Genomic DNA, 26,955 nt, shown 5'->3' on the forward strand with positions numbered 1-26,955 from the left:
CGGTGTTTAGAACATCGTGCCGTGGCCGGCGCCTACCATGCTGGCGAGCATCGGAATCGAAAGCAGCGTGTTGGTGCGCGAGAACAGGAACGCGGTCCGCCGAGCCTTGTTGATTTCCTCGGCGCTGGCTTCGACCATGCCGAGCACCTTCTTCTGGTTGGGCCAGATGACGATCCAGACGTTGAAGAGCATGATCGAGCCCAGCCAGGCGCCGACGCCGATGGTCAGGCCGTACATCGCGTCACCGCCACCGGGCATTGCGCCCAGCGTGAAGGCGTTGATGAAATCCCCCCGGTGCAGGAGGAAAGTGGCGCCAGCCAGCCAGGTGACCAGCGCGGCCCAGCGGAACCACCACAGCGCGCGGGGCGCAACGTAGCGGGTAATGGCGGCGCCGCTCGGACCCTCGTCGTCCGAAGCCGCGTCCGACAGCGCCTGGACCTGAACGAAATTGAAGTAGTAGAGCAGCCCGATCCAGGCGATGCCTGCAAACACGTGCAGCCAGATCAGGAAGGCATTGACCGCGTTGATTCCGGCCATCGAACTGCCGGTGCCCGCCGCGATGGCCATGATGATGAGCGAAAGTACGAGGCCGCCGACGAGTGTGCCTGTCAGGGTGTTCAATGGGTTCATAACGTCCCCTCTACGTTAAATTCCGAAGCGCCGATTGTGCCACAAATGGTTTACAGCTAAATTTCATTGCTCCGGGTTATTGTCGAAAAGGGGCAGCGCATCGTGAGCATTATTCAACGCATTCTAGGGGCCTATTCCGTGGCCATTGCCGCCGTCGTCGGCATATTGTTCTTCCTGACTCCGGTCTATGACGACGGCAGCACCGGCTATCCCACCTGGGTGGTCGTCAACTGGTTCATGGCGCCGGCCGTCCTGATCGCCCTGGCGGCGAGTTTCTCGTGGAAGCTGGGGCTCAACAGGGACGGAACAGGCGACGCTGATCTCAGGCGTTCCATCGAAGTCAACACACTCTTCTACAGCGCGCTGATACTGGCCTTGTGGTATCTCTCGAACTGGTTCGGCGACATGGTCGGCCGGGAAGTGCCGCTGCTCTGGTCCTTCATCGACCCCCTGTATGTGGCCGTGACCGGCGCCTGCGGCGTGCGCCTCTGGCGCTCCGCCGGCTCCGGGTAACAACAAAGGCCACGTAATCTGTCATAATGCGCCCGCGAACGCGCAAATAAGCCGCGCCATGTTTTCTCGCAGCAGGTGACTGAATCGGTCCTCCCCTGCATTCCCCCGCGCTGAATACCTGTTACATCCCATTCCTGGACCGAGGAGTCCTACCCGTATGTCTTTTCAATCCCGCTCGACGCGCAGGCCTTCCGGCCGCGGGTCGAATCGCCGGTCGTCCGGCCGCAAGCAGCGCTTTGATGTCGCGTGCTCGAACTGCAATGCCGCAACGGTCGTTCCGTTTCGGCCAAAGCCCGGCCGGCCCGTGTACTGCCGGCCCTGCTTTGACAAACTTCGTAACGACCGGTCCGCGGCCAGAGAGGAAGCCGTTAACGATCCGCTTGCCTCGAACCATCCACCCGCCGGTCACGCCGCCAATGGCGCAAAGGCATTCCCCGGCATGCTGATGAAGCCCGCCACCCGCGCGGCGATTGCCGCCATGGGCATCGCAGAGCCGACACCCATTCAGGAGCGGTGCATTCCCCATTTGCTGAAAGGCCGGGACGTGATCGGCCAGGCGCGCACCGGATCCGGCAAGACACTGGCCTTTGCCGTGCCCATGGTCGAATGTTGCGATCCCTCCATTCGCAAGGTGCAGGCACTGGTGCTCGTGCCCACCCGGGAGCTGGCGATCCAGGTTGCGTCGGTTACCGAGGCGCTGGTTGCGGAGCAACGGCTCAATGTGACGCTGTTGTACGGCGGCCGGTCGGCCCGGCCCCAGCAGGCTGCGTTGCGCCGCGGCTCGCAGATCGTCATCGGTACGCCGGGCCGCACACTGGATCATCTTCGGCAAGGCGTGCTGGATCTTTGCTCGGTGCGTTTCCTGGTGCTCGACGAAGCCGATGAGATGCTCGACAAGGGGTTCGCTCCCGATGTCGAAGCCATTCTGCGCCGCACCCCTGCCCAACGGACGACCGCGCTGTTTTCCGCAACCGTTCCTTCCTGGGTGGAGAAGACGGCCAGGAAGCACCAGCGCGACCCGGTCATCGTGGAGGTTGACGCCGACACCAAGTCATTGCCCTGTGTGGAGCACCTGGTTTATACGATCAAGCGGGCCGACAAGTCCAAGGCGCTTCAAACGCTGCTGAACCAACGTGACGGCGACCCGGTCATCGTCTTCGGCAGAACCAAGCACGGCGTCAGGAAGCTGGCGCGCCAACTCGACGGGCTGGGATATCCGGTGGGAGCTCTGCAAGGCAATCTCAGTCAGAATGCGCGCGAGCGGGTGATGGCGGCGTTCCGGTCCGGCGCCACGCCGATCCTGGTGGCAACCAATGTCGCCGCGCGCGGCCTGGACGTGAAAGGTGTCGATCGGGTCATCAACTACGACCTGCCGGAATCGCAGCAGTATTTCACCCACCGGGTCGGGCGCACCGGCCGTATGGGGCGCGCCGGCGAGGCGGTGACGTTCATCACGCCGGATGAAGAGTCAAAATGGCGAGAGATCGAACGCGGCCTCGGACGCCGGTTCACGCGCAAGCCCTGGCGCAGGGCGGCGTAGCGGACAGCCGGGAGGCGGCGGGTAGCCTATAATTGCCGGATTCGTTTGAAATTCACTCCAGGGCCATGCAGGACAAGCAATTAGAGCAGCGAATCAGCAAGCAGATCGAGGAATTTCCGCTGTTGCTGTACATGAAGGGGTCGCCGGATTTCCCCCAGTGCGGGTTTTCGGCGCAGGTCGTCGCGGCGTTGCGCCAGTGCGGTAAACGCTTCGCCTACGTGGACATTCTGCAGGATCCGGACCTGCGCCAGGGGCTGAAGGAATACTCGAACTGGCCCACTTTTCCGCAGTTGTACGTGCAGGGCGAACTGGTGGGCGGCGCCGACATCGTTACGCAGATGGCTCGCACCGGCGAGCTGCGGGAACTCGTACAGGACCTGGACTAGGCGCGGCGCCTAGCGTAGCGCGGGGTTGGACTTCTCGTTGATCCGGTTGACCGCCTCGCAGAAGAGTTGCGCGCAGCACTGGGCATCGTAAAGAGCCGAATGGGCGCGCTCCTCGTTCCACTCCAGGCCGGCGGCCCGGACAGCCAGGCTCATCACGGTCTGGCCGAACATCGCTCCGCCCAGCGTGCAGGTGTCGAACACGCTGAACCGGTGAAACGGGTTGCGCTTGATGCCGCTGCGCCTGATCGCCGCGTTTAGAACGGACAGGTCGAAGTGCGCGTTATGGCCCACGAGTATGGCGCGTGAACAGCCGGTGGCTTTCAGTTCCCGGCGCACGACGCGGAACACGCGCCGCAGGGCTTCGCGCTCCGGCACGGCGGGCCGCAACGGGTGGTTCGGTTTGATGCGGTTGATGCGCAGCGCCTCTTCGTCGATCTCGGCGCCTTCGAAAGGCAGTACGTGCAGCCAGACGTGTTCGGAGGGCGCCAGTTGCCCGTCGTCGCACACCGTGAACAGCACCGCGGAGATTTCAAGCAGTGCGTTGGCTTCCGGGTCGATGCCGCCGGTCTCGACATCCACCGCGACCGGCATGAAGCCGCGAAAACGATCTTTCAGGTTCCAGGGAGCTTGCATGGGAAACGCCGTTAAAGGCTGGTCCGACTACACGAATACATTATTTTTGCCGGCCTGATTGTATGCCAGACGACCCCGTACAACGCGCCAATCCCTTCCACGACAGCGACCCGCTGGAGACCCGCGAGTGGCTGGAGTCGATCGATTCCGTGCTGCGCTCGCACGGCCCCGAACGCGCGGCCTTTCTCCTCAGACGAATCACCGATCGCGCCCACCGTTCGGGCGCGCACATGGCCTATGCCGCCAACACCGCCTACCTCAACACGATAGACCGGGCCGACCAGCCCGAATACCCGGGCGACGTGGCGCTGGAGCGCCGGATCGAGAACTACATCCGCTGGAACGCGATGGCGATGGTGGTGCACGCCAACCGCAAGAGTTCCGAGTTCGGCGGGCACATCGCCACCTACGCATCGGCGGCGACGCTCTACGAAGTGGGCTTTAACCATTTCTGGCGCGCGCCCACGAAGGAGAACCGCGGCGACCTCGTGTATTTCCAGGGGCACTCCTCTCCGGGCATCTATGCGCGCGCGTTCCTGGAAGGCCGGCTGACCCATAAGCAACTCGCCCGGTTCCGCCAGGAGGTCGGCGGCGGCGGTCTCTCGTCCTACCCGCACCCCTGGCTGATGTCGGACTTCTGGCAGTTCCCGACCGTATCCATGGGCCTGGGTGCGATGATGGCGATCTTCCAGGCGCGCTTCATGCGCTACCTGGAGCATCGCGGCCTCGCCGAGATGGGCGACCGCCGTGTCTGGTGCATGCTGGGCGACGGCGAAATGGACGAACCCGAATCCCTGGGCGCCATCACGGTCCCCGTGCGCGAGCGCCTGGACAATCTGATCTTCGTGGTCAACTGCAACCTGCAGCGCCTCGACGGGCCGGTGCGCGGGAACGGCAAGATCATCCAGGAGCTGGAGGCGGCCTTCCTGGGCGCCGGCTGGAACGTGATCAAGTCGATCTGGGGTTCGCGCTGGGACCCGCTCTTGTCCCGCGACCACAACGGCCTGCTGCGCCGGCGCATGGAAGAGTGTGTGGACGGCGAGTACCAGAACTGCAAGGCCCTGGGCGGCGAATACACCCGCGAGAAGTTCTTCGGCGCGATCGACGGTCTGAAAGACCAGGTGGCGCACATGTCCACCGAGGACATCGAGCTTTTGAACCGGGGCGGCCATGACCGCCTGAAGGTCTTCGCCGCCTACGAGCGCGCCATCCAGCAGAAGGGGCGGCCGACGGTGATCCTGGCCAAGACCGTCAAGGGGTTCGGCATGGGCGAGGGCGGCGAAAGCCGCATGACCGCCCACCAGGCCAAGAAGCTGGACCTGGACGCGCTGCGCGAGTTCCGGGACCGCTTCAATATCCCCGTCACCGACGAGCAGTTGAAGAGCACCAGGATTCCTTTCCGGATGCCGGAGGAGGACAGCGAGGAGATTCGCTACCTCAAGGAGCGCCGTCGCCGTTTGGGCGGCTTCATGCCGCAGCGGGTAACGAAGGCGGCGCGGCTGAAGGCCCCGGCGCTGAGCAAGTTCAAGTCGGTCACCGGCGGTTCCGGCACGCGCTCCATTTCCACCACGATGGCGCTGGTCCGGCTCCTGCAGATGCTTACGCGCGACAAGACCATCGGCAAGCACGTCGTGCCCATCGTGCCCGACGAGGCCCGCACCTTCGGCATGGAGGGCATGTTCAAGCAGCTTGGTATCTACTCTTCGGTGGGCCAGCTCTATACGCCGCAGGACTCCGAGCAATTGATGGCCTACCGGGAGGACATCAAGGGCCAGATCCTGGAAGAGGGCATCAACGAGGCCGGATCGTTCTGCTCCTGGCTGGCGGCCGGCACGTCGTATTCGACCCACGGCCTGCCGATGATCCCGTTCTACATCTTCTACTCGATGTTCGGCTTCCAGCGGATCGGCGACTTCATATGGGCCGGCGGCGATTCGCAGGCGCGCGGTTTTTTGATCGGCGGCACCTCGGGACGCACCACGCTGGCCGGCGAGGGCCTGCAGCACCAGGACGGCCACAGCCATCTGGCGGCCTCCACGGTGCCGAACTGCCTCAGTTACGACCCCGCCTACGCCTACGAACTGGCCGTGATCGTCCAGGACGGGCTCAGGCGCATGTTCGAGAAGCAGGAGAACGTCTTCTACTACATCACCACGATGAACGACAACTACCGCCAGCCGCCGATGCGCAGGGGTTGGCGCGAGGGCATCCTCAAGGGCATCTACCGGCTGCCGGGCGACGGGGACGGCGCCGAAGACGCCGAGCGGGTGCAGTTGTTCGGATCCGGCGCGATACTCAACGAGACGGTGGGCGCAGCGGACCTGCTGCGCACGGAGTACGGCGTCGAGGCCGACGTCTGGTCGGTCACCAGCTACAACCAGTTGCGCCGCGACGGCATGGCCTGCGAGCGCTACAACCGCATGAATCCCGGCGAGGAGCCGCGCCGCCCGTACCTGGCTGAAGCACTGGGCGACGCCACGGGGCCGTTCATCGCGGCCAGCGACTACATGGCGGCGCTGCCGGATTCGATACGGCAATGGGTGCCGGGGACGTTCATCACGCTGGGCACCGACGGCTTCGGCCGCAGCGACGGCCGGGCGGCGCTCCGGAACCACTTCGAGGTGGATTCGCGCTACATCGCGGCGGCAGCGCTGTCGGCGCTGGCGGCGGAAGAACGGATCGACCCGGGCAAGGTGTCCGAAGCGATGCAGAAATGGGAAATCGATCCCGCGAAGGCCGATCCCGTCACACTCTGATTTCCCCGGAAACATGCCCGAAGTTACCCAAGTTCGCGTGCCCGGCCTGGGCGAGTTCACCGATGTGGAAGTCGTCGAAGTTGCCGTGGCCGCCGGCGAGGAGGTCGCGGCCAACGACCCGCTGATCACGCTGGAAACGGAAAAGGCGGCCATGGACGTGCCCGCGCCCTTCGACGGGCGCGTGTTCAGCCTGAAGGTTGGGGTGGGCGATACGGTCAACGAGGGCGACGTGATCGCCGAGCTGGAGGGCGAGGCCCCCGCGTCGGCGGAACCGGACGAAACGGCGCCCGCGGCCGCCGATGCGCCCGCCGCGGCTCCTTCCGCGCAGGCTGCGCCTGCTCCGCAGGCCACGGTTGCGCCGTCTGCGCCCGCGGCGGCCCAACAGCTTCCTTCCGCGCCCGGGACCCTGCCACCCATCGACGAGGAAGGCTTCTCCAAAGCGCACGCGTCGCCCGCGGTGCGCAAGTTCGCCCGCGAACTGGGCGTGAACCTGGCCGCGGTCACCGGATCGGGGGTCAAGGGCCGGATCCGCAAGGCCGACGTCAAGGCCTGGGTCAAGCTGGCGCTGGAGCGCGGCGCGCCCGGCGCCGGGTTGCCGGAGGTCCCGGAAGTCGATTTCTCCGCGCACGGAGAGATCGAATTGGTCCCGCTGGGGCGGGTCCAGAAGATTTCGGGGCCGCGGCTCTGGGCGAGCTGGGTGAACGTTCCGCACGTGACCCAGCACGACGAGGCCGACATCACCGACGTCGAGGCGCGGCGCAAGGCGCTGAAGGCCGAACTGGCCGCCGACGGCGTGCGCCTGACGCTGCTAGCCTTCGTGGCGCGCGCCACCGTGCTGTGCCTGAAGGAGTTCCCGACGGTGAACGCGTCGCTGACCGAGGGCGGCGCGGCGCTGGCGCTGAAGAAATTCGTGCACCTTGGGTTCGCCGCAGACACCGAACGCGGACTGCTGGTGCCGGTGATCCGCGACGCCGACAGGCTCGACGTCGCCGGCCTGGCGCGGGCCTTCCAGGAGCTGTCCGGCAAGGCCCGAGACGGCAAGCTGGCGCCGGACGAGATGCAGGGCGGCTCGTTCACGATCTCGAGCCTTGGCGGCATCGGCGGTACCGCGTTCACGCCCATCATCAACGCGCCGGAAGTGGCGATTCTGGGCGTGTCGCGGGCCCGCATGATGCCCGTTTTCGGCGAAATCGGGTTTCGCCCGCGGCTGATGGCGCCGTTGTCGCTGTCCTACGACCACCGCGTGATCGACGGGGCCACGGCAGTGCGGTTCACGACCCGCCTGTGCGCGCTGCTGGCCGACGCGGACCGGCTGCTCGCGCCGGTTGACGACGAAAGCGGTACGGAGAACGGCGGGTGAAGACGCAACTGGCGGTGCTGGGCTCCGGGCCTGGAGGTTACACGGCGGCTTTTCGGGCCGCCGATCTCGGCATGGAGGTCACGCTCGTCGAGCGCTATCCCACGCTGGGCGGCGTGTGCCTGAACGTCGGCTGCATTCCGTCCAAGGCGCTGCTGCACCTGGCCAGGGTCATGGACGAGGCCGAGCACGTCGCGGAAGCGGGCATCCGCTACGCCGCGCCGACGCTGGAGCCGGCCGAGACGCGCGCCTGGGTCGAGGGCGTGGTGGGCCGGCTGACGGGCGGGCTGGCCGGGATGGCAAAGAAGCGCAAGGTGACCGTGCTCGAGGGCACGGGGCGGTTTGCCGGCCCCAACCAACTGGCCGTGGAAACCGCAGACAGCGTCGAAACGCTGGAATTCGAGCAATGCATCGTCGCCGCTGGCTCGCAAAGCCGCCCGCTCCCCAACCTGCCCGACGACCCGCGGATCATGGATTCGACCGACGCGCTGCTGCTGGACGACATTCCCGGACGGCTGCTGGTGATCGGCGGCGGCATCATCGGCCTGGAGATGGCCACGGTGTATGCGGCGCTGGGCAGCGAGATCACGGTGGTGGAAGCGCTGGAACGGCTGATGCCGGGGCCGGACGCCGATCTGCTCAAGCCGCTGGAGCGGCGCATCCGCAAGCAGTACGCGGCGATACACACCGGTGTGATGGTGGCTTCGGCGAAAGCCACGGCCAAGGGAATCGAGGTTGTGTTCGAGGGCGGGACGCCCTCGTTCCCGGAGGACAAGGTTCCGAAGCCGGACGTGTTCGACCGGGTGCTGGTGTCCGTGGGGCGCGTGCCCAACGGGGCCAGTATCGATGCGGAGAAAGCCGGCGTGACGGTCAACGAGCACGGCTTCATCCCGGCGGACAAGCAGCTTCGAACCAACCAGCCGCACATTTTCGCGATCGGCGACATCATCGGCCACCCCATGCTGGCGCACAAGGCCACCCATGAAGGGAAGGTCGCGGCCGAAGCCGCGTCCGGCATGAAAGTCGCGTTCGACGCCCGCGTGGTGCCGTCGGTGGCCTACACCGATCCGGAAGTCGCCTGGGTGGGCATGACCGAGGCCGAGGCCAAAGAGCAGAGCGTGGACTACGGCAAGGGCGCGTTTCCCTGGGCGGCCAGCGGCCGCGCCATCTCCATGCAGCGCTCGGAAGGCATGACCAAGCTGCTGTTCGACGCCAAAGACGGACGCATCATCGGCGGCGGCATCGTCGGCGTGAACGCCGGCGACCTCATCTCCGAAGTAGCGCACGCGATCGAAATGGGCTCCGATGCCGAGGACCTGGCTCTGACCATCCACCCGCACCCCACGCTGTCCGAATCCGTCGGCATGGCCGCCGAGGCTTACCTCGGCACCATTACCGACCTCTACCTCCCCCGCCGCGCACCGAAGAAAGCTTAGCCAAGCCCTGCGGTCTTTGCCTCACCCCTCTTGGTGGGAGACGCATGAACCCATCCATGGGGCTCGGCGGCGACTCCTGTCGCCGACGCTCCCCCCAAGAGGGGTGAGGCAAAGACCTTAAGTCGTGGGCGGTGTGTGGGCTAGTCGGCCAGCCAGCGAAGCAGCGGAAAAATGATGAGCGCCAGCGCGGCGCCCGTCAGGAACGTGATCGATCGCACGGCCGTGTTCAGCAAATCGCCGGTCAGAGTCACGGCCTGATCCACCCGGCCACCCAGGCCGTCCAGCAGATTCGGGGCCGCGCCGCTCCAGGCGGCGAGCAATTCCCACAGCGCCGGCAGGCCGAACACGCACGCGATCAGCGCAGCGCTTCCCAACACCCACCACCGCATCCGTTCGCGGCGGCGGATCTGCCCCATGACCCCTGCCACGAATTGCTCGTCCGATTCCGGCGGCGTTTCGGCCGCAGAGAACAGCGCCGCCATTTCGCGGTCGATCTCCCTGCCGGTGTCAGGCTCGTTCATCAAGTCTCTCCCTTACTTTCCGGTTGCCGCGCTGGATCAACGACTTCACCGTGCCCAGCGCCAGGCCGGTCAACTCGCTCACCTCGCCGTGCGAGTAACCGTAAGCATAATTCAGTACCACGACCGCGCGTTCGCGCTCCGAAAGAATCGAGAGCACGCGCTCCAGTTCGATCGCGTGTTCGGGCTGCGTGCCCGGCGCTATGGTCCCATGCACATCCTGTTCCGTCGCCAGCCGTTCTGCCAGCCGTTTGTGTTTCTGCGCCCGGCGCCGGCTTTGCAGGAATTCGTTGTAGGCGATCCTCATGAGCCAGGAGGAAAAGCGGGCTGCGTCCTTGAGATCGCCGAGCCGCGTCCAGGCGCGCACGAACGCTTCCTGCGCCAGGTCGTCCGCCTCGGCGTGATTGCCGCACAGATGGCCCAGCCAGCCCCGCACCCGTCCCTGATGGCGTGCGACCAGCTCGCCGTACGCCGCGTGGTCGCCGGCCCGCGCCCGCAGCACGCACTGCCGGTCGCTTTCCTGCATGACACGCTCCGCGCAGGCTTACTGGTTGTGACGCGTCCGCAATATCCACAAGGCCGTCAACGCCAGTCCGATCAGAAGCGGAATGGATCCGATGCCCATCAGCGGGCCCACGGCGTCGTCTTCTCCGACCAGGAAGCCAAAGGCCCCGATTCCCAGGCCCACCGCGGTCAGGACAACGCCGCGACGCAGGTCCTGGTCCTTCTTGGGTCGGTTTTTCGGGCTGCTGATCGTCTCAAGGAACTCCGTGGGCAGTTCCTGGCCCTTCTCGATCGCAATACGGATCGTTTCCTGCACCTCGCGACGCCTGCGAAATCTGAAGTAGGTGATCAACACAATTATCCCGCCGATCACCAGCATGGTCACCGTGGGGACCACGATCGGAATCAACAGGGCGAGCTGTTCGCTATTCATACGTTCCTCCCGGGTTCATGAACGTTCATAGAGTAGAGATGCTATTACGCACGCGTTTGGATGCGCGGGATTCAGAGACACTACGTCCTGCACTGGAACCGTGAGGGCGGGACGCCGCGAGGGACATGCCCTCGCTCCCCAAGGGCGCGGCCCCGTTACCGGGTTATTGTCCGCGGCGGCGCCAGGCCTGGGCGATGTAGTGGTCGAGGCTGACGTGGCGGCCGCCGCCCAGGTAGAACAGGGCCAGCAGCATCACGAAGTAGGTCACGCCCAGCACGACGCCGTTGTTGAGGATGACGATGCTGCCGAATTCGGTGAACCAGCCGGAGTCGCCGTGCAGCGCCTCGCCCTGCTCGCGCAGGATGCGCCGCGCTTCGCTCAGGCGTTCCCGCGCCGCACCGACGTCTTCGCTGGGGAAAGGACTGCGCGGGTCGGCCGTGATCTGCCAGCCGTTCTGCCAGTGCACGGTCGTCACGGCCATGGTCATCACGAACATCAGCGGGATGCAGGCGAGGCGGGTGGCCAGACCCAGCAGCAGCGCGATCGCGCCGACGACTTCAGTCGCCGTGGCCAGGAAAGCCATCAGTTCGGGCAGCGGATAGCCCAGCCGGTCGAAAAACCGGGCCGTGAATTCCAGTCCCCGTTCCGGGTGCCACTTGTTGGTTCCGGCCACCCAGAACACGGGCACGAGGTACAAACGGATCGCCAGAGGCGCCAGCCAGTCCACGGTGTGCAGGCGCTTCATCCCGCCGCACCCGAACCGGACAAGAGAGTTCAGCCAATTCTTCATGACCCGGCAGATTATCACGTACCTCCGGTTTCCGTTCATGATCACGAAATGTCGATGCTCTCGCTCCTTTTTCCGGTATTTTCGCGGGGGAAAAGTGCGATAGCCTCGTGAGGCTTGATTTTGCAAAGTTGGAGAAGTAGCATGGCGACCCATAATTAATGATATGGGAACCCATATTGAAGACTACGATTGAGATTTCCGATGATTTGGCCCGGACCGCCAAAGCGCATGCGGCGCGAGAGAACATCACGCTACGCGCGCTGATCGAGCGCGGCCTGCGATTAGTGTTGCGTGCGGACCGTAAGGAAGAGCGTTTCCGTTTGCGGGACGCCAGCGTTGCCGGCAAAGGACTCAAGGCGCCATACAGTGATTCTGACTGGGCGCGAATTCGTGAGTCGATCTATGAAGGTCGTGGGAATTGATTGCGACGGATACCAATATCCTCGTGTATGCCCACCGTGCCGATTCCCAGTGGCACGATCGCGCGAAGTCCCGGATTGAGGATCTGGCGCATGGCCGCATCAGTTGGGGCTTGCCTTGGCCCTGTATCCACGAGTTTGTGGCTGTCGCCACGCATCCGCGCATATACGACCCGGCTTCAACGCTGTCGCAAGCCATCGATCAGGTAGGCGCGTGGCTTGAGTCTCCGGCAGCCGTGCTGCTCGGTGAAACCGGTGAGCATTGGCAAGTCCTCACCGGGTTACTGCAAGAGGGTAGGGTGACGGGATCACTCGTTCATGATGCACGTGTTGCAGCGATCTGCATTGCCCACGGCGTGACGGAATTGTGGACGGCTGACCGTGACTTCAGCCGCTTTCCCGGGCTTGCTGTTCGTAACCCCTTGCAAGGCTAGTCCCTGTTCCGCTTCATTCGTTAGTGGACTACGACGTGGTAGTGGTCGGGGCCGGTTTTGCGGGGCTGGCGTGCGCACGGGAGCTGGCCGGGCAAGGTCTGCAGGTGCTGGTGATCGAGAAGAAGCAGCAAGCGGGGCAGCACATACACACGACGGGCATTCTGGTGAAGGAAGCGCAGGACGAGTGGGCGGCGCCGGAGCGCCTGGTCCGGGAGATCAGGCAGGTGCGGGTGTACGGACCGAGCCTGCGCTCCGCTGTGGTCGAGCGGGACGACTATTTCTTTCTGGCTACGGACACGGCGGGGCTGCTTGGATGGCTGCAGGAAGAAACCGCGGAAACGGGTGTCGAAATCCGCGTGGGCGAAGCCTTCAGTGGCGCAAGGCGGGAACGGGGACACTGGGTCCTGTCGGAGTCGGGAACGTCATGCCGATTCCTGGTAGGCGCCGACGGTGCCCGTTCGCCGGTCGCGAAGCTCATGGGGCTGGATCGGAACACGCGCTACCTGAAGGGAGTGGAGTACGCATACGAACCGGCCCCCGAGGCGGAACTCAGCCTGCATTGCTTCGTCGATACGGAGTTCGCGCCCGGTTACATCGGATGGGTGCTGCCGGGAGTCGGCGTAACGCAGGTCGGGCTCGCGTGCCATGCAACGCACTCGGTCGATCTTCGCGGGTTCATCCGGCGCATCGATCCCCTGTTCGGCCTGTCGCGACGCAGGGTGCTGGAGAAGCGCGGAGGGATCATCCCGATCGGCGGATTGCTGCGCAACTTCCATCGCGAGGACGTCCTGCTGCTCGGCGACGCGGCCGGCATGGTGTCGCCGCTCACGGCGGGCGGGATCCATCGGGCCTATCTCTACGGGCGCCTGGGCGGGCAGGCGATCGCGCACTACCTGCGGGATGGCGGGCCATATCCGGGCGAGGTGATCCTCAAGGGTTATCCGCGCCGCCCCTGGCAGCATGCGGCCCGATGGGCCTACGACCACTTGCCGGCCGGAGCGATGGTGGAAGCCGCGCTGCGCATGCCGCGCGTGTTCAGGCGGGTGGCGGGTAAGATCTTTTTCGACCGCATGAGTTGGCCGGAATGAACGAGGAAAACCAGGTCGGGGCGACGCCGGCCCCGGCGGGTCTGAAGGCCCAGATCGACTTGCCGGCGCCGGTGGCGGTGTGGGTGTTCGCGGCGCATGCGATAGCGCTGCTGTCGCCACTGCTGCTGCTTTGGGCCGTCCATGCCAACTGGGACTACGTTGCGGGCCAGGCCAATGCGCCGGGATTCTTCTACCTTGCGGTCGCCTTCATGATGGCCTCGGGGTCTTTCGAGTTCGCCCAGAACACGTCGGACCGCTGGTATCTGCGCGCGGGAATGGGAAGCACGACCAGCCCGGCGCTGGCGGACTTCCTGTTCTACATGTGCAATGCGCTCAGCATGCTGGCGCTGATCACCGCCTGCATGGGCGTCATCTGGTGGCTTCTGGCGCTCTGCGTGGTCCTGGCCTGCGTTTTCGCGTTTCTTTACCTGACCGGGCGCCCGCCCTACGCCGCGTTCGGGGTGCTCGGCTTCGTTTCCACGCTTGCGCTCTTCTTCACGTTCGACAATCCCATCGTGTTCCTGCAGTTGGTTACAGGGCAACTCACCCTGTACTTCTTTACGCTGCTGCTCAAGACGCGTGCCCAGTCGCTGCACGGCTGCGTGGCGCTGGTCAGCACCTCGGGGCTCTGGGTGATTGCGTGGGCCATCTACAGCAGTGCGAGCGGCAGGCCGCCGGGCTGGGTGCTGGTTGTCGTGTTCGCCGTGGCCGCCGGCGTCCTGGCTCTCGCGTTGAAGCCGCGCCTGGGGAGACTGAAGGCGACGCCCCAGGGTTAGCGGTACGTTCCCAGGAGCACGCCGATGCGGCGGAAGCGGCGGAGGTGTTCCTTGCCCTGCTTGATCAAGGGGGCGCGAGCGTCCGCCGGCGCCTGATGCATCATGTTTTCCAGCAATTCGGCGCCGGACTGGGTCGCGCCGTCGAGGATCATGGCCAGCAGCCCCGCGGACAGCACGCCCAGTTCCTCGGTTCGCATCCGGCCTGCACTGTCGCGCCTCAGGAGCAGGAACGAAGGCACGTCGGGAGGCGTATCGTCGAGCTTTATGGATTTCCCCTTGTGCACCGGGTAGCGCAACGTCAGCAGCCGTAGCAGGGGGGACGGCGCCGGAACGCCGGAAATGACGTCGCCGTCGGGATCGATCTCCGGGGCGGGCGCCGGGTCCGCGCAGTTCCTTATTCGGCGCTTTTCCGATTCGAACAGGATCAGCTCCCGCAGCCACGCCGGGTCATACTCGCGGCGGTGCTGGACCTTCTGGTACCAGGCCTGCAGTTCGCCAGCCAGCCGCGGGAAATACGGTGTCTCGGCGCGATGTTGGCGCAGGAAGTCCCGGATCAGGGCGGAAAACGTCTCTTCGCCGAGCTGCTTGCGCGCTATGGGGAAGTTCGCGGCCAGCAGGCGCGACACGTTGCTGAACACCAGCCGGCGGTAGATGGCGATGCGGCGGTCTTCGGAGCCTTCGGGCGCCGGGTTGGACTGAGGGTCGCGCAAGTGGGCGGTGAGTTGGCGTTGCAGGGCCTGGAAGTCGTCGGTCATGCGCAGGTGCGTTGAACGTCGCGGATGCGGGTGACTTCGGCGAGCAGCTCGGGCAGGGGCGGCTGGTTGAAGTCGCGCTCGAGAACGGTGGGACGCGGGCCCAGGCGCTTGTACGCATAGGCCAGCAGTTCCCAGACTTCTTCCTTGACGGTTGCGCCGTGGGTATCGATCAGCAGGTCCGGCGCCTCGTCGTAGTGGCCCGCCGTGTGCAAATAAAGCACGCGGTCGGCCGGAATCGCGTCCAGGAAGGCGCGCGGGTCGTAGCCGTGGTTGGTGCTGTTGACGTACACGTTGTTCACGTCCAGCAGCAGCCCGCAGTCCGCTTCCTCCAGGACCGCGGTCAGGAACTCGGCATCGCTCATCTCCGCGCCCATGGAAGCGTAGTAGGAAACGTTCTCCACCGCGATCCGGCGGCCCAGGATGTCCTGCACCTGGCGTATCCGCCCGGAGACGTAGCGCACCGCCTCCGCCGTGCAGGGAATCGGCAGCAGGTCGTAGAGCTGGCCGTCGTCGCTGGTGTAGCTCAGGTGCTCCGAGTAAAGGCGCACGCCGTATTCGTCCATCCAGGCGCCGACGTCGCGCACCAGCGCCTCGTTGAGTGGGTGGGGGCCGCCGATCGACAGCGACAGGCCGTGGCAAATGACCGGCCAGCGATCGGTGAAGAACCTCAGCCGGCTGCCGAGCGCGCCGCCCACGCCGATCCAGTTTTCAGGCGCCAGTTCGAAGAAATCGACCTCTTCCGGCGGTTCTTCCGTGAACGGCTTGAGATAGGGGCGGCGGAGGCCGAGGCCGGCGCCGGAGATTCCTTCGATTACGGGGGTCATTTCCCCCGGGATTCTACTCTTTGGGGCGCAGGCGCTTGGGGTATTCGCAGAGGTCGGCGATCACGCAGTCGGGGCAGCGCGGCTTGCGGGCCTGGCACACGTAGCGGCCGTGCAGGATCAGCCAGTGATGGGCATGCATCAGGTATTCCTTCGGCGTCAGGCGCATCAGGCGTTGCTCCACTTCCAGCACGTTCTTGCCCGGCGCGATCCGGGTGCGGTTGGAGAGGCGGAAGACGTGGGTGTCCACGGCGATCACGGGCACGCCGAAGGCCGTGTTCAGGATCACGTTGGCGGTCTTGCGGCCCACTCCGGGCAGGGCTTCCAACGCCTCGCGCTCGCGCGGCACCTCGCCCCCGTGCTTCTCCAGCAGGATCCGGCTCAAGGAAACGATGTTGGCCGCCTTGGCGTTGAACAGCCCGATCGTCCGGATGTGGCTGCGAATGCCCGCCTCGCCCAGGTCCAGCATGCCCTGCGGCGTGTCCGCTTCGGCAAACAGCGTCTTCGTGGCCTTGTTCACGCCCACGTCGGTGGCCTGGGCCGACAGCACCACGGCCACCAGCAGCTCGAACGGCGAGCGGTAGGAAAGCTCCGTGGTGGGGCGCGGATTCGACCGGCTCAGCCGCCGGAAGATCTCCGCTCGCTTTTCGGCGTTCAGCGCTTGGCCGTAACCAGGCCCGGCTGGCTCTCGTAGAACTCGGACAGCTCGTTCAACTGCTCTTCGGTGAGCATGTTGAGGAAGGCGTTCATCGAAATGTCGCTGCGTTCGCCTTCCAGGTACTGGCGGATGGTCTCGTTCAGATAGTCGGCATGCTGGCCGGCCAGGTGCGGAAACTCGGTCGTGATGCTCACGCCGTTGACGCCGTGGCAGGACACGCAGTAGATCCCGGATTCGGGCGGCTCGACTTCCACATTCGCTTCAACGGTGGCCTCCCCCCCGAAGTACGCGCCGATGTCCCTGAGTTCCTGTTCGGTCAGGTCGGCGGCCTGGGCGTGCATCCCGTCGTGCACGCGGTCGTCGCCGGCGTAGCCCTGCAGCGCCTTGACGATGTAGTTGGGGTTCTGCCCGCCCAACCGCGGCACGTGGTAGGGCGGATAGGTGGTCATGTTGCCTTCGATGCCGTGGCAGCCGAGGCAGGGCTCGGCCAGTATGCGCCCGCGTTCCGGGTCGCCCGCCGTCGGGTCGTCCTGGGCCAGCAGTTGCGAAGACAGGGCCGCCGTCACCAGGAAGGCCGCCAGTTGCAGTTTGTTTCTCATGCGCACAAAGCCTCTGCTACAGCACGTAAACGAAGATGAACAGGCACACCCACACCACGTCAACGAAGTGCCAGTACCAGGACACGGCCTGGAAGCCGAAATGCTCGTTGGGCGTGAAATGCCCTCGCAGGATGCGGATGTAGGTAACGACCAGCATGATCACGCCCAGCGTGACGTGCGCGCCGTGGAATCCGGTCAGCATGAAGAACGTGGAGCCGTAGATCCCGGTGCTGAGCCTGAGGTCGAGGTCCTGGTACGCGTGCACGTATTCGTAGGCCTGCACGTACAGGAACACGGCGCCCAGAACGATCGTCAGCAGGGTGCCGATGTTCAGCAGCCTGCGGTTGTTGCTCTTCAGCGCGTGATGCGCGATCGTGATCGTGACGCTGGACGTGAGCAGCAGGGCCGTGTTCAGAAGCGGCAGGCCGCTCCAGCCGATGGTCTGGAAGCCGCCTTCCGCGTCGCCGCCGATCTCGCCCGGTCCGTTGGTGGGCCATTCCGACTCGAAGCCGGACCACAGCAGGCTGTTGGTGGCCTCGCCGATGCCGTCGCCGCCCAGCCAGGGCACGGCCAGCATGCGGGCGTAGAACAGCGCTCCGAAAAAGCCGACGAAGAACATGACTTCGGAGAAGATGAACCACGCCATTCCCTGGCGGAACGAGCGGTCAACCCAGTCGCTGTAGAGACCGGCGATGTTCTCCCTGATCACGGTCCCGAACCAGCCGAACATCATGAACGTGAGTCCGGCCAGGCCCAGCAGCAGCACGGTCCTTCCGGCGTCCGAGCCGTTCAGCCACAGCGCTCCCCCGAGCGCCATGGCGAACATGGACACCGAGGCCACGATGGGCCAGGGACTGCCATGCGGTACGAAATAGTCCGATTTCGTGTCGGCCATCAACTTCCTCCTAAACCGGGTTCGGCGGTAAACAGGGTGTAGGCCAGCGTCACGGTCTCGACGTGCGCCGGCAGTTCGGAATCAATCGTGAAGCGCATCGGCAGCTCGCGCCGCTCGCCGGCCGCGAACGCCTGCTCCTCGAAGCAGAAGCAGACCTGCTTGGAAACGTGGCTCACCGCCTCCAGCGGCCTCACGCTGGGCCGGGTAACGGAAATGACGTCATGCGGAAGCAGGTTCTCGGCGTAGAACACGGTCTCGGCCGTGCGTCCGGGCGTGACCTCGATGCTGAGGTCGCCGGGCTGGAACTCCCAGGCCGCCGGGTTCATCGTATTGGTCAGAAATTCCACGGTGACCGTGCGGTTCTCGTCGATCTCCGAGGCGACGGCTGTTCCGGCGGGCTGCGTCGCCCGCGTGAGCCGCTCCGAGTCCAGTCCGGTGAGCTCGCAGAAGACCTCGTACAGCGGCGTCAGCAGGAACGCGAAGGCGAACATGCCCGCCACCGCGCCGCCCAGCGTCAGCACCAGGCGCCGGTTGCCGGTTTTCGTTCGCGCCGGCTTCACGCGCCGCTCCTTATCCACTGCGCCAGGATGAAGCCGCCGTAGAACGCCATCGCCAGCAGAACCAGCAGTGCGGCGTGGATGCCTCTTCGGGACTTCTGGAACATGGGCCTGCCGGGAACCGCCTGGCTATACCTTGGGCGCCGTCTCAAACGTGTGGTACGGCGCCGGCGAGGGCACGGTCCATTCCAGCCCCTCCGGCTCGTCCCAGACCTTGGTGCTGGCCGGCTCGCCGCCCTTGACGCACTTGACCAGCATCCAGACGAACAAGAGTTGCGAGAGGCCGAAACCGAACGCGCCTACGGTCGAGATCATGTTGAACTCGGTGAACTGCACGGAGTAGTCCGGGATCCGTCGCGGCATGCTGGCCAGGCCCAGGAAGTGCTGCGGGAAGAACAGGATGTTGACGAAGATCGTCGACAGCCAGAAGTGCCACTTGCCCAGCGTCTCGTTGTACATGTGGCCGGTCCACTTGGGCAGCCAGTAATAGACCCCGGCAATCACGCCGAATATGGCGCCCGGCACCAGCACGTAGTGGAAATGCGCCACGACGAAGTAGGTGTCGTGGTACTCGATGTCCGCGGGCACCAGCGCCAGCATCAGTCCGGAGAACCCGCCGATCGTGAACAGGATCACGAACGCGATCGCGAACAGCATCGGCGTCTCGAAACTGATCGAGCCGCGCCACATCGTCGCCAGCCAGTTGAATATCTTCACCCCGGTAGGCACCGCGATGAACATGGTCGTGATCATGAAGAACAGCATTCCGGCCGCCGGCATGCCCACCGTGAACATGTGGTGCGCCCAGACGACGTAGGACAAAAACGCGATCGCCGAAGTCGCGATCACCATCGACACGTAGCCGAACAGCGGCTTGCGCGAGAACGTCGGAATGACCTGCGAAATGATCCCGAAGGCGGGCAGGATCAGGATATAGACCTCGGGATGCCCGAAGAACCAGAAGATGTGCTGGAACATCACCGGGTCGCCGCCGCCGGCCGCCAGGAAGAAGCTGGTGTCGAAATAGCGGTCGGTGAGCAGCATCGTGATGGCGCCGGCCAGCACCGGCATCGCGCCGATCAGCAGGTAGGCGGTGATCAGCCAGGTCCAGACGAACAGCGGCATCTTCATGAAGCCCATACCCGGCGCGCGCATGTTGGTGATGGTCACGATGATGTTGATCGCGCCCAGGATCGAGGACGCGCCCAGCATGTGCAGCGAGAACACCACGAAGGGGAAGGCGTCGCCGGTCTGCAGGATCAGCGGCGGATACAGCGTCCAGCCGCCCGCCGGCGCCCCGCCCGGCATGAAAAGCGTGGCCAGCAGCAGCAAAAAGGCCGGCGGCAGGATCCAGAAGCTCCAGTTGTTCATGCGCGGCAGCGCCATGTCCGGCGCGCCCACCATCAGCGGGATCTGCCAGTTGGCCAGGCCCACGAACGCCGGCATCAGCGCGCCGAAGATCATCACCAGCGCGTGCATCGTGGTCATCTGGTTGAAGAAGTGCGGGTCCACCAGTTGCAGGCCAGGCTGGAACAGCTCGGTGCGGATGATCAGCGCCATCGTGCCGCCCACCAGGAACATGATCAGGCTGAACACCAGGTACAGCGTGCCGATGTCCTTGTGATTGGTGGTGGTCAGCCACCGCCACATTCCCGAGGCGTGCGGGCCGTCGTGATGTTCTTCGTGTGTCGTATCGCTCATATTCGATTACCCCGGGTTATCGGGAGGATGCGCCGCCGGCTGCGGCGGGCATTGTCTGACTCATTGCGGCTTCGGGTTCTTCGAGCGCTTCGGGCTCGGCCGGCGCCGTCAGCCCGGCCACCCATGCGTCATATTCGTCCTGCGGCAGGACCTCCACGACGATGGGCATGAACCCGTGTCCGCGCCCGCACAGCTCCGCGCACTGGCCGCGGAAGGTGCCCGTCTGCTCGGCCTTGAACCAGGTCTCGTTGATCGTTCCCGGCACCGCGTCGCGCTTGACGTAGAACTCCGGCACCCACCAGGCGTGGATGACGTCGTTGGAGGTGAGTTGCAGCTTTACCTTCTTGCCCACCGGCACGACCATCGGCTTGTCGACGTCGCGCAGGTAGTGTTCGTGCAATTCAAGGCCCGCGCCCACCATCGACGCAGCGTTGCTGGCGTCGTCGATGTTGCTGAAGAAGCTGATGCCGTGGTCCAGGTACTCGTAGCGCCATTTCCACTGGTATCCGGTGACCTTGATCCTGAGATCGGCCGCCTGGGTGTCCTCCATTTCGATGAGCACCCGGGCGGTGGGGATGGCCAGGCCGACCAGGATCAGGACCGGGATCACGGTCCAGACGATCTCGGCCTTGGTGCTGTGGCTGAACTTCGCCGCCTGCGCGCCCTGCGACTTGCGGAACTTGACCAGCGAATAGCCGAGCACGCCGAACACGACGATGCCGATGATGGTGCAAATGATCAGGGCCAGGTGATGCAGGCCCCGCACCTTGTTTCCGAGTTCCGTGGCGCTGGCGGGAAAGTCCAGGGCCCAATCCGCGGCCGCCGGTGTGGCGATGGCCAGCGCGGCCGAGGCGATTCCGATAAACAGCCAGCGGCCGTGTGCCTTGCTGCGATACATCAAACAGTTGCTCCTTACTACTTGCTGCCTTCTACTTTTGCGCGGTAACCGGCACGCGCGTCAATTCGCGCAGACGCCGGCACAACGATTGCCTTTCTTCCTCCGTGAGACAGGCGGCGAGCTCGCAAGACGCGTCGCCGGCTCCCAAAAAAAGGCGCCCAGGCAAGGCAGGACTCGCGCCCGGTTCGATCCAGGCCCGGGTCCAGGGCCGGGGGAATTCTACCCGTTCCTGACGGCCCGCATAACCCCTGCGCACGCGCACGTAGCGTCGGCCGAATCGGACGGTTTCGCGATAGCGTCCGCGATGCACGGTTATGGCCAACGCGATGCCCAGAATCGCCAGTTCCAGGCCGGCGAACGGCAGGATCAGCCAGTAGCCGCGAAGCGCCCAGGCCACCGCCACGCCCAGCACCGGAAGCGTCATCGCGACGAACAGCCAGAAAGCGCCGCGGCCGGTGAAATTGCAGTTGGGGCGGATTACGATTCGAGGAGCGGAATCACCATTCTTCATGGAGCCCCAATTCTACCTGGGAGCGCCTGGGAGCGAAGGCGTCTCGCCTTCGCGGAGGGCGGGACGCCCTCCCTCCCGGGACGCCTTCGCCCCCAGGATGCACTATCCTTGCGGCCCCTCCTACCAACGAAGAACGAACATGAAACTGCGTATTGCCCTTGTATTGCTGCTGCTGACGCCCGCGCTCGAGGCCGGCAAGCCCCACCTCGCGCCCGAGGACGTGTTTTCGCTCGCCTACGCCAGCGATCCGCAGGTGAGTCCCGACGGCTCCTTCGTGGTCTATACCCGCAACTTCATGGACATCATGGAGGATCGGCGCCGCTCCAACCTGTGGCGCATCGACATCGACGGCACAAACGCACGGCCGCTCACGACCGGCGCGGTGAACGACAGGGGCGCACGGATCGCGCCGGACAACGATCGCGTGGCCTATCTGTCCAGCGACGGCCGCGGCGTTCAGGTGTTCGTGCGCTGGATGTCCAGCGGCGAGACGCTGCAGGTCACGAGGCTGGACCGGGCGCCGCGCAATCTCGCCTGGTCGCCGGACGGCCGCTGGCTGGCGTTCGCCCTGCTGGTGCCTTCCAAGCCGCCCACGATGGGCTCGCTGCCGGCCAAGCCCCGGGGCGCGAACTGGGCCAGGCCGCCGGAAGTGGTGCAGCGCGCCGTGTTCCGCGCCGACGGGGCAGGGCGCCTGCCGTACGGCTACACGCACCTGTTCGTGGTCTCCGCCGAGGGCGGCGCACCCAGGCAACTGACCTCGGGCGACTACAACCACGGCGGTTCGATCGCCTGGTCGCCCGACAGCGCAAGCCTCTATTTCTCGGGCAACCGCAACGAGGACGCCGAACTCAACCCGTCCAACTCGGAGATCTACCGGGTCGGCCTGGACGGGGGCGACGTCGAGGCCGTGACCGACCGCGACGGCCCGGACAGTTCGGTGGCCGTTTCGCCCGACGGGAAGATGCTGGCCTGGACCGGCTATGACGACCGCGTTCGCAGCTACCAGATCACGAACCTGTACGTGATGAACAGCGACGGCAGCGAGCGCCGCCAACTTTTGCCGGACCTCGACCGCGAAGTGTCGCGCCCGCACTGGTCCGCCGACGGCGAGGGCCTTTATTTCGCCTACGAAGACCAGGGTATGACCCGGCTGGCCCATGTGGACCTGCGCGGCAGGCTCACCAACGTGACGGACGAGCTGAGCGGCCTGGCGCTGACCCGCCCGTACACCGGCGCGCAGTTTTCGGTGGGCGGCAACGACACCTACGCGATTACGCGCGGCGACGCCCTCTCGCCCGCCGATATCGCGGTCGGCCGCGGCACGGACGAGCCGCGCCGGCTGACCCGCCTGAACGCGAACCTGCTCGACTATCGCGAACTGGGGCAGGTCGAGGAGTTCTGGTACCCGTCCAGCTTCGACGGCAAGGACATCCAGGCCTGGGTGGTCTGGCCGCCGGGCTTCGATCCGGCGAAGAAATACCCGCTGCTGCTTGAAATCCACGGCGGCCCCCACGCCGCCTACGGCCCGCATTTCTCCGTGGAAGTGCAGCTCTTCGCCGCCGCCGGCTACGTCGTGGTCTATGCGAACCCCAGGGGCAGTTCGAGTTACGGGGACGCCTTCGGCGGCTACATCCACCACAACTATCCCAGCGAGGACTACGACGACCTGATGTCGGCGGTGGACGCGATCATCGATCGGGGCTCCATCGACTCCGACCGGCTTTACGTGACGGGCGGAAGCGGCGGCGGCGTGCTGACGGCCTGGATCGTGGGCAAGAACGACCGCTTCGCGGCCGCGGTGGTGGCCAAGCCCGTGATCAACTGGATCAGCTTCGCCCTGAGCGCCGACTACGCGCCGGTGTTCTCCAAGTACTGGTTCCCGGCGCTGCCCTGGGACGACCCCATGGGCTACTGGGAGCGCTCGCCGCTGTCCCTGGCGGGCCGGGTGTCAACGCCCACGATGCTGCTGACCGGCGAAGAGGACTGGCGCACGCCGATGTGGGAATCGGAGCAGTACTACCAGGCGCTGAAGCTGCGCGGCGTGGAAACCGCCCTGGTTCGGCTGCCGGGCGCCTCGCACAGCATGGCCGCGCGGCCCAGCCAGCTATTGGCCAAGGTCAGCGCGATCCTGGAGTGGTTCAAGCGCCACGACGGCGCCAGCGAATCGGACGAGTAGGCCCTCACTCCCAGGGCAGCTTGTCGGGATCGACATTGCCGCCGGACAGGATGATCCCGACGCGCCGGCCCTGAAATTCGTCGGGCTGCGCCAGCAGCGCGGCCACCGCGACGGCGGCCGACGGCTCGATAACCAGCTTCAGGCGCTTCCATACCAACCGCATCGCGTCCACGATCGATTCTTCGCCGACCGTGACGATTCCGGTCGCGTGTTCCCGGATGATCGGAAACGTGAGTTTCCCCAGCGTGGTCAGAAGTCCGTCCGCAATCGACCTTTTACCGGTGGAAGGCATGATTCGGCCGGATTGCAGCGACTGCCAGGCATCGTTTACGTTGCGCGGCTCCGCCCCGAACACCCGCGCAGCCGGGCGCAGGCTCCTGACCGCCAGAGCCGTGCCGCTCAGCAGTCCGCCGCCGCCCACCGGTGCGATCACCGCGTCGATATCGCGAACCTCCTCGAAGAGCTCCAGGGTGGCGGTTCCCTGACCGGCGATGACCCGGGGATCGTCGAACGGGTGAATGATCACGGCCTTCGTCGTCGCGGCGACCCTCGCCAGCGCTTCGTCGCGCGCCTGCGGCGTCGGCTCGCAATAGACGATCCTGGCGCCATGGCCAGCCACGGCCCGCTTCTTGGTCTCCAGCGCATTCCTGGGCATGACGACCGTGACGGGGATGCCCCGCAAGCGGGCGGCCCTGGCCAGCGCGGCCCCGTGGTTGCCCGACGACTGCGTTGCCACACCGCGCAGGGCCTCTTCGTCGGACAGGGAAAAGACCGCGTTGGTGGTGCCGCGCGCCTTGAACGCGCCGGCTTTCTGCAGGTTCTCGCACTTGAAGAAGACTTCGGCGCCCGAGGCTTCGTTGACCGCGTTGCTGGTCAACACGGGCGTTCGACGAACATACGGCCCGATGCGCTCGGCGGCGCGCCGAATTTGCTCTATGGAAGGAATGTCATTGCGGGGACGCACTTCCTGAAAATTGTATGTTTCGCCGGCCCACACGCTTTGCATTGGGCGCGGCATTTGGTACAGTTCGCGCCTGTTGCCCGAAGTGCCCGACAACTGCTGTCCGACGATGAAAAGAATCCTGCTGATCTGCCTGCTGACCTGCGTCGCCCCGCTTGCTTCGTCCGCCGACGAGCCGGACCTTGAGCGCGGCGCGCAGTTGTATTTCTTCTGCGGCACCTGCCACGGCCAGGCGGGCGAGGGCAACGCGCTGCTCAACACGCCGGCGGCCGGCAAGCAGGACACCTGGTACATCGAGCGGCAAATGGTCAATTACCGCGCCAATTTGCGCGGCTACTGGGGTCCGCTGGAAGACATCTACGGCAACCAGATGAAGAACATGGCCATCGCGCAGGTGCCGGACGAGCAGGCAATCATCGACATGGCGGCCTTCATGCATTCGCTGGAGCCGCCGACGCTGCCCGTAACCGTGGACGGCGACCCGGAGGAAGGCCGCAAGATCTACGAGGAAACCTGCATCGCCTGTCACGGACCGAACGGCGAAGGCTCGACGCTGCTGGGCTCGCCGCGGATTTCCAACCAGTTCGACTGGTATCTGCTGCGGCAGCTCGACGACTTCCTGAGCGGCGCGCGCGGTCAGCAGCGTGATGACATCTACGGGACGCAGATGCGCTACATGGCGCAGGTGCTTGATACCGAGCAGAAGCGCAAGGACGTGATCTCCTACATCGCCACCTTCCAGTTCACGGACCAGCTCGACTAGAGGAGGGAGGGCGTCCCGCCCTCCCACAAACGCTTACGCCGTTTTCACGCTTCGCGTGGTGAGGACGAGACGTCCTCACTCCCAAGGCTTTCGGCGATGAAGTGGGCGGCGGCCAGGTCCTGGGCCACGTTGCCGAGGCTTGTGTAGAGCGTAATCTCGTCTTCGCTGCGGCGTCCCTCGATCGCGCCGTCGATCACCGCGCCGATTTCGCCGGCCAGGTTGCCTTCGCTCAGAAATCCTTCCTCGATCGCCAGCAGGATGTCGCCGGCTTCCTTCATCGCGAAGTCCGTGATTTCCGTGAATACGCGCGCGAGGCCCATGGACTCGCCATCGGCCTCGCGGGTTGAGGGCGAGTGCGATCCCACCAGGTTGACGTGACAGCCTGCCGCCAGCCGGCGGCCTTCGATGATCGGTTCGCTCGCGGCGCTCACGGCGCAGACGAGGTCCGCGCCGTCTATAGCCTCGCGCGTCGTTTCGACGGCGCTCACCGCCACGTCGCCGTCCCCATGCGCGTCGGCGAAGCGCCCGGCCTTCTCAACGCTCGGCCCCCACACGCGAACTTCGCGCACCGGGCGCACGCAGCGCATCGCTTCCAGATGCGTTTCCGCCTGCACGCCGTAACCAAGAAGCGCCAGCACAGAAGCGTCTTCGCGGGCCAGCGCGCGGGTGGCGGCCCCGCTGGCCGCGGCCGTTCGAATCGCGGTCACCGAGGCGCCTTCAACGAGCGCTGCCGGGGTGCCGGTTTCGCGGTCGAACACCACGATGCAGCCCTGGATCATGGGCAATCCACGGGCGGGATTGTCCGCGTAGAGGCTTATGAGCTTGGCGCCGAACGCGGAAGGTGTGTCGCCCGGCATGATCCCCATGCCGGCCTTGCCGCCCGCGACCGGGACGAACGAGCGCAGCGGCGGCGTGATTTCGCCCCGGCTGATTGCCGCCTGCGTGTCCGCCATCAGGTCGATGCACGCGTCCATCCGCAGGACGCGCCGCACGGTGTCGGCATCGAACCAGGGAACGTCCGTCATTCCGCTTCGGCGTCGGGCGCCTTGCCGAGGTACAGCGACGGCCCGTACACCTGCGTGCCGTCAACGTCGATCCGGACCCGGTAGCGTCCCGGTTCCGGGAACGTCACGTCTTCCAGCGGCAGGTTGAGTTGCGTGCGCGGCGGAGCCGCGGATCCGGGCGACTCGGCGACCTCGCTGAAGCCCTGGATCGTGAACACGACCTTGTCGCCGGGATCCAGCAACTCGATCAGGAACGGAACCCTCCCCCGTTCGCCGTCGTTCCAGCTCACCAGCCCGGCAAGACGCATGCGCGGCTGGCGCGCGGGAAACGACGGCGCGCGAAGCTCGTCGAAGATGCCCCGGATCTCGAGTTGCCCGGAGTCGTCCGAACCGGCCCGGTGGCAGAAGAAAAGTGCGCACTCCATGTGTGCAGTGTACCTACC

At 65.4% G+C, this 26,955-nt stretch carries 30 protein-coding genes; 12 read left to right on the plus strand and 18 right to left on the minus strand.

Going from position 1 to position 26,955, the window contains the following annotated elements; translation table 11 throughout:
• Window positions 1-6 precede the first annotated feature (6 nt).
• The gene (locus F4036_12450; GenBank protein ID MYK38549.1) at window positions 7-537 is read right to left on the minus strand and encodes a hypothetical protein; all 531 of its coding nucleotides are present in this window, start codon (window positions 535-537) and stop codon (window positions 7-9) included.
• 195 nt (window positions 538-732) lie between these two features.
• Here F4036_12450 and F4036_12455 point away from each other — a divergent pair, with 195 nt between their 5' ends.
• From F4036_12455 to grxD, 3 genes are all read left to right on the plus strand, one after another.
• Window positions 733-1,143, plus strand: coding sequence for a hypothetical protein (locus F4036_12455; GenBank protein MYK38550.1), 411 nt, complete (start codon window positions 733-735; stop codon window positions 1,141-1,143).
• Window positions 1,144-1,300: 157 nt separating this feature from the next.
• Window positions 1,301-2,683 (plus strand): DEAD/DEAH box helicase, encoded by a 1,383-nt coding sequence (locus F4036_12460; GenBank protein ID MYK38551.1) that lies wholly within the window; start codon window positions 1,301-1,303, stop codon window positions 2,681-2,683.
• A 65-nt stretch (window positions 2,684-2,748) separates the two neighbouring features.
• Window positions 2,749-3,069, plus strand: coding sequence for a Grx4 family monothiol glutaredoxin (gene grxD, locus F4036_12465; GenBank protein ID MYK38552.1), 321 nt, complete (start codon window positions 2,749-2,751; stop codon window positions 3,067-3,069).
• A gap of 9 nt (window positions 3,070-3,078) precedes the next feature.
• On the opposite strand, the gene F4036_12470 is transcribed toward grxD, so the two are convergent.
• The gene (locus F4036_12470; GenBank protein ID MYK38553.1) at window positions 3,079-3,702 is read right to left on the minus strand and encodes a ribonuclease T; all 624 of its coding nucleotides are present in this window, start codon (window positions 3,700-3,702) and stop codon (window positions 3,079-3,081) included.
• Between the two features lie 62 nt (window positions 3,703-3,764).
• On the opposite strand from F4036_12470, the gene aceE reads away from it, so the two are divergent.
• From aceE to lpdA, 3 genes are read left to right on the plus strand one after another with little or no spacing between them, the layout of a single operon-like run.
• The gene (aceE, locus tag F4036_12475; protein ID MYK38554.1) at window positions 3,765-6,458 is read left to right on the plus strand and encodes a pyruvate dehydrogenase (acetyl-transferring), homodimeric type; all 2,694 of its coding nucleotides are present in this window, start codon (window positions 3,765-3,767) and stop codon (window positions 6,456-6,458) included.
• Window positions 6,459-6,471: 13 nt separating this feature from the next.
• Window positions 6,472-7,818, plus strand: a complete 1,347-nt coding sequence (locus tag F4036_12480) for a biotin/lipoyl-binding protein (GenBank protein MYK38555.1) — start codon at window positions 6,472-6,474, stop codon at window positions 7,816-7,818.
• Window positions 7,815-9,251, plus strand: coding sequence for a dihydrolipoyl dehydrogenase (gene lpdA / locus F4036_12485; GenBank protein ID MYK38556.1), 1,437 nt, complete (start codon window positions 7,815-7,817; stop codon window positions 9,249-9,251). Before F4036_12480 ends, lpdA begins: the two co-directional genes overlap by 4 nt.
• A gap of 140 nt (window positions 9,252-9,391) precedes the next feature.
• Here lpdA and F4036_12490 read toward each other — a convergent pair whose 3' ends face one another.
• The 4 genes from F4036_12490 to F4036_12505 form a co-directional block, all read right to left on the minus strand.
• Entirely contained in the window at window positions 9,392-9,772 is a 381-nt protein-coding gene (locus F4036_12490; GenBank protein ID MYK38557.1) for a hypothetical protein, read from the minus strand.
• Complete coding sequence (locus F4036_12495) at window positions 9,759-10,295, minus strand: RNA polymerase sigma factor (GenBank protein MYK38558.1); 537 nt, start codon at window positions 10,293-10,295, stop codon at window positions 9,759-9,761. Before F4036_12495 ends, F4036_12490 begins: the two co-directional genes overlap by 14 nt.
• 18 nt (window positions 10,296-10,313) lie before the next feature.
• Window positions 10,314-10,652: a hypothetical protein gene (locus tag F4036_12500; GenBank protein MYK38559.1), complete on the minus strand. Its 339-nt coding sequence runs from the start codon at window positions 10,650-10,652 to the stop codon at window positions 10,314-10,316.
• 217 nt (window positions 10,653-10,869) lie between these two features.
• On the minus strand, window positions 10,870-11,496 hold the full coding sequence (locus F4036_12505; protein ID MYK38560.1) for a DoxX family protein: 627 nt from the start codon (window positions 11,494-11,496) through the stop codon (window positions 10,870-10,872).
• A 176-nt stretch (window positions 11,497-11,672) separates the two neighbouring features.
• Here F4036_12505 and F4036_12510 point away from each other — a divergent pair, with 176 nt between their 5' ends.
• The 4 genes from F4036_12510 to F4036_12525 are packed head-to-tail and all read left to right on the plus strand — an operon-like array spanning window position 11,673 to window position 14,213.
• Window positions 11,673-11,918, plus strand: a complete 246-nt coding sequence (locus F4036_12510; protein MYK38561.1) for a DUF2191 domain-containing protein — start codon at window positions 11,673-11,675, stop codon at window positions 11,916-11,918.
• Window positions 11,915-12,349, plus strand: coding sequence for a type II toxin-antitoxin system VapC family toxin (locus tag F4036_12515; GenBank protein MYK38562.1), 435 nt, complete (start codon window positions 11,915-11,917; stop codon window positions 12,347-12,349). The genes F4036_12510 and F4036_12515 overlap by 4 nt, the downstream gene beginning before the upstream one ends.
• A 23-nt stretch (window positions 12,350-12,372) precedes the next feature.
• The gene (locus F4036_12520; GenBank protein MYK38563.1) at window positions 12,373-13,437 is read left to right on the plus strand and encodes an NAD(P)/FAD-dependent oxidoreductase; all 1,065 of its coding nucleotides are present in this window, start codon (window positions 12,373-12,375) and stop codon (window positions 13,435-13,437) included.
• Window positions 13,434-14,213, plus strand: a complete 780-nt coding sequence (locus tag F4036_12525) for a hypothetical protein (protein MYK38564.1) — start codon at window positions 13,434-13,436, stop codon at window positions 14,211-14,213. The genes F4036_12520 and F4036_12525 overlap by 4 nt, the downstream gene beginning before the upstream one ends.
• Here F4036_12525 and F4036_12530 read toward each other — a convergent pair.
• From F4036_12530 to F4036_12570, 9 genes are all read right to left on the minus strand, one after another.
• On the minus strand, window positions 14,210-14,968 hold the full coding sequence (locus tag F4036_12530) for a hypothetical protein (protein MYK38565.1): 759 nt from the start codon (window positions 14,966-14,968) through the stop codon (window positions 14,210-14,212). The genes F4036_12525 and F4036_12530 overlap by 4 nt on opposite strands.
• Window positions 14,965-15,792, minus strand: a complete 828-nt coding sequence (locus F4036_12535; GenBank protein ID MYK38566.1) for a DUF692 domain-containing protein — start codon at window positions 15,790-15,792, stop codon at window positions 14,965-14,967. Before F4036_12535 ends, F4036_12530 begins: the two co-directional genes overlap by 4 nt.
• A 13-nt stretch (window positions 15,793-15,805) precedes the next feature.
• Window positions 15,806-16,447 carry an endonuclease III gene (gene nth, locus F4036_12540; GenBank protein ID MYK38567.1) on the minus strand — a complete coding sequence of 214 codons (642 nt, stop codon included), beginning with the start codon at window positions 16,445-16,447 and terminating at the stop codon, window positions 15,806-15,808.
• A complete protein-coding gene (locus tag F4036_12545) occupies window positions 16,444-17,046 on the minus strand; it encodes a hypothetical protein (protein ID MYK38568.1) in 603 nt (200 codons plus the stop codon). Before F4036_12545 ends, nth begins: the two co-directional genes overlap by 4 nt.
• A gap of 16 nt (window positions 17,047-17,062) precedes the next feature.
• A complete protein-coding gene (locus F4036_12550; protein MYK38569.1) occupies window positions 17,063-17,941 on the minus strand; it encodes a cytochrome c oxidase subunit 3 in 879 nt (292 codons plus the stop codon).
• Entirely contained in the window at window positions 17,941-18,519 is a 579-nt protein-coding gene (locus F4036_12555; GenBank protein MYK38570.1) for a cytochrome c oxidase assembly protein, read from the minus strand. The genes F4036_12550 and F4036_12555 overlap by 1 nt, the downstream gene beginning before the upstream one ends.
• Window positions 18,520-18,627: 108 nt before the next feature.
• A complete protein-coding gene (gene ctaD, locus F4036_12560) occupies window positions 18,628-20,199 on the minus strand; it encodes a cytochrome c oxidase subunit I (GenBank protein MYK38571.1) in 1,572 nt (523 codons plus the stop codon).
• Between the two features lie 16 nt (window positions 20,200-20,215).
• Window positions 20,216-21,097, minus strand: coding sequence for a cytochrome c oxidase subunit II (gene coxB, locus F4036_12565; protein MYK38572.1), 882 nt, complete (start codon window positions 21,095-21,097; stop codon window positions 20,216-20,218).
• A gap of 31 nt (window positions 21,098-21,128) precedes the next feature.
• Window positions 21,129-21,608 (minus strand): DUF2244 domain-containing protein, encoded by a 480-nt coding sequence (locus tag F4036_12570; GenBank protein MYK38573.1) that lies wholly within the window; start codon window positions 21,606-21,608, stop codon window positions 21,129-21,131.
• Between the two features lie 139 nt (window positions 21,609-21,747).
• Here F4036_12570 and F4036_12575 point away from each other — a divergent pair, with 139 nt between their 5' ends.
• On the plus strand, window positions 21,748-23,784 hold the full coding sequence (locus F4036_12575; GenBank protein MYK38574.1) for a S9 family peptidase: 2,037 nt from the start codon (window positions 21,748-21,750) through the stop codon (window positions 23,782-23,784).
• 4 nt (window positions 23,785-23,788) lie between these two features.
• Here the strand turns inward: F4036_12575 and F4036_12580 are convergent, their stop codons facing one another.
• Complete coding sequence (locus tag F4036_12580; protein MYK38575.1) at window positions 23,789-24,790, minus strand: pyridoxal-phosphate dependent enzyme; 1,002 nt, start codon at window positions 24,788-24,790, stop codon at window positions 23,789-23,791.
• Between the two features lie 64 nt (window positions 24,791-24,854).
• Here F4036_12580 and F4036_12585 point away from each other — a divergent pair, with 64 nt between their 5' ends.
• Window positions 24,855-25,508 (plus strand): cytochrome c, encoded by a 654-nt coding sequence (locus tag F4036_12585; GenBank protein ID MYK38576.1) that lies wholly within the window; start codon window positions 24,855-24,857, stop codon window positions 25,506-25,508.
• A gap of 44 nt (window positions 25,509-25,552) precedes the next feature.
• Here the strand turns inward: F4036_12585 and F4036_12590 are convergent, their stop codons facing one another.
• Window positions 25,553-26,533, minus strand: a complete 981-nt coding sequence (locus F4036_12590) for an ornithine cyclodeaminase family protein (GenBank protein ID MYK38577.1) — start codon at window positions 26,531-26,533, stop codon at window positions 25,553-25,555.
• Complete coding sequence (locus F4036_12595; protein MYK38578.1) at window positions 26,530-26,937, minus strand: hypothetical protein; 408 nt, start codon at window positions 26,935-26,937, stop codon at window positions 26,530-26,532. The genes F4036_12590 and F4036_12595 overlap by 4 nt, the downstream gene beginning before the upstream one ends.
• Between the last annotated feature and the right edge of the window lie 18 nt (window positions 26,938-26,955).

The organism is Gammaproteobacteria bacterium, assembly GCA_009845905.1.
GTDB lineage: Bacteria > Pseudomonadota > Gammaproteobacteria > Steroidobacterales > Foliamicaceae > Foliamicus.

Excerpts from the sequence above, each read along its gene's own strand:
- F4036_12450 (MYK38549.1), bottom strand. The coding sequence starts at position 537 with ATGGCCGGAATCAACGCGGTCAATGCCTTCCTGATCTGGCTGCACGTG.
- F4036_12460 (MYK38551.1), top strand. The coding sequence starts at position 1,301 with ATGTCTTTTCAATCCCGCTCGACGCGCAGGCCTTCCGGCCGCGGGTCG.
- grxD (MYK38552.1), top strand. The coding sequence starts at position 2,749 with ATGCAGGACAAGCAATTAGAGCAGCGAATCAGCAAGCAGATCGAGGAA.
- F4036_12470 (MYK38553.1), bottom strand. The coding sequence starts at position 3,702 with ATGCAAGCTCCCTGGAACCTGAAAGATCGTTTTCGCGGCTTCATGCCG.
- aceE (MYK38554.1), top strand. The coding sequence starts at position 3,765 with ATGCCAGACGACCCCGTACAACGCGCCAATCCCTTCCACGACAGCGAC.
- F4036_12480 (MYK38555.1), top strand. The coding sequence starts at position 6,472 with ATGCCCGAAGTTACCCAAGTTCGCGTGCCCGGCCTGGGCGAGTTCACC.
- F4036_12490 (MYK38557.1), bottom strand. The coding sequence starts at position 9,772 with ATGAACGAGCCTGACACCGGCAGGGAGATCGACCGCGAAATGGCGGCG.
- F4036_12495 (MYK38558.1), bottom strand. The coding sequence starts at position 10,295 with ATGCAGGAAAGCGACCGGCAGTGCGTGCTGCGGGCGCGGGCCGGCGAC.
- F4036_12500 (MYK38559.1), bottom strand. The coding sequence starts at position 10,652 with ATGCTGGTGATCGGCGGGATAATTGTGTTGATCACCTACTTCAGATTT.
- F4036_12505 (MYK38560.1), bottom strand. The coding sequence starts at position 11,496 with ATGAAGAATTGGCTGAACTCTCTTGTCCGGTTCGGGTGCGGCGGGATG.
- F4036_12525 (MYK38564.1), top strand. The coding sequence starts at position 13,434 with ATGAACGAGGAAAACCAGGTCGGGGCGACGCCGGCCCCGGCGGGTCTG.
- F4036_12530 (MYK38565.1), bottom strand. The coding sequence starts at position 14,968 with ATGACCGACGACTTCCAGGCCCTGCAACGCCAACTCACCGCCCACTTG.
- F4036_12535 (MYK38566.1), bottom strand. The coding sequence starts at position 15,792 with ATGACCCCCGTAATCGAAGGAATCTCCGGCGCCGGCCTCGGCCTCCGC.
- F4036_12545 (MYK38568.1), bottom strand. The coding sequence starts at position 17,046 with ATGAGAAACAAACTGCAACTGGCGGCCTTCCTGGTGACGGCGGCCCTG.
- F4036_12550 (MYK38569.1), bottom strand. The coding sequence starts at position 17,941 with ATGGCCGACACGAAATCGGACTATTTCGTACCGCATGGCAGTCCCTGG.
- ctaD (MYK38571.1), bottom strand. The coding sequence starts at position 20,199 with ATGAGCGATACGACACACGAAGAACATCACGACGGCCCGCACGCCTCG.
- coxB (MYK38572.1), bottom strand. The coding sequence starts at position 21,097 with ATGTATCGCAGCAAGGCACACGGCCGCTGGCTGTTTATCGGAATCGCC.
- F4036_12570 (MYK38573.1), bottom strand. The coding sequence starts at position 21,608 with ATGAAGAATGGTGATTCCGCTCCTCGAATCGTAATCCGCCCCAACTGC.
- F4036_12575 (MYK38574.1), top strand. The coding sequence starts at position 21,748 with ATGAAACTGCGTATTGCCCTTGTATTGCTGCTGCTGACGCCCGCGCTC.
- F4036_12580 (MYK38575.1), bottom strand. The coding sequence starts at position 24,790 with ATGCAAAGCGTGTGGGCCGGCGAAACATACAATTTTCAGGAAGTGCGT.
- F4036_12585 (MYK38576.1), top strand. The coding sequence starts at position 24,855 with ATGAAAAGAATCCTGCTGATCTGCCTGCTGACCTGCGTCGCCCCGCTT.
- F4036_12590 (MYK38577.1), bottom strand. The coding sequence starts at position 26,533 with ATGACGGACGTTCCCTGGTTCGATGCCGACACCGTGCGGCGCGTCCTG.
- F4036_12595 (MYK38578.1), bottom strand. The coding sequence starts at position 26,937 with ATGGAGTGCGCACTTTTCTTCTGCCACCGGGCCGGTTCGGACGACTCC.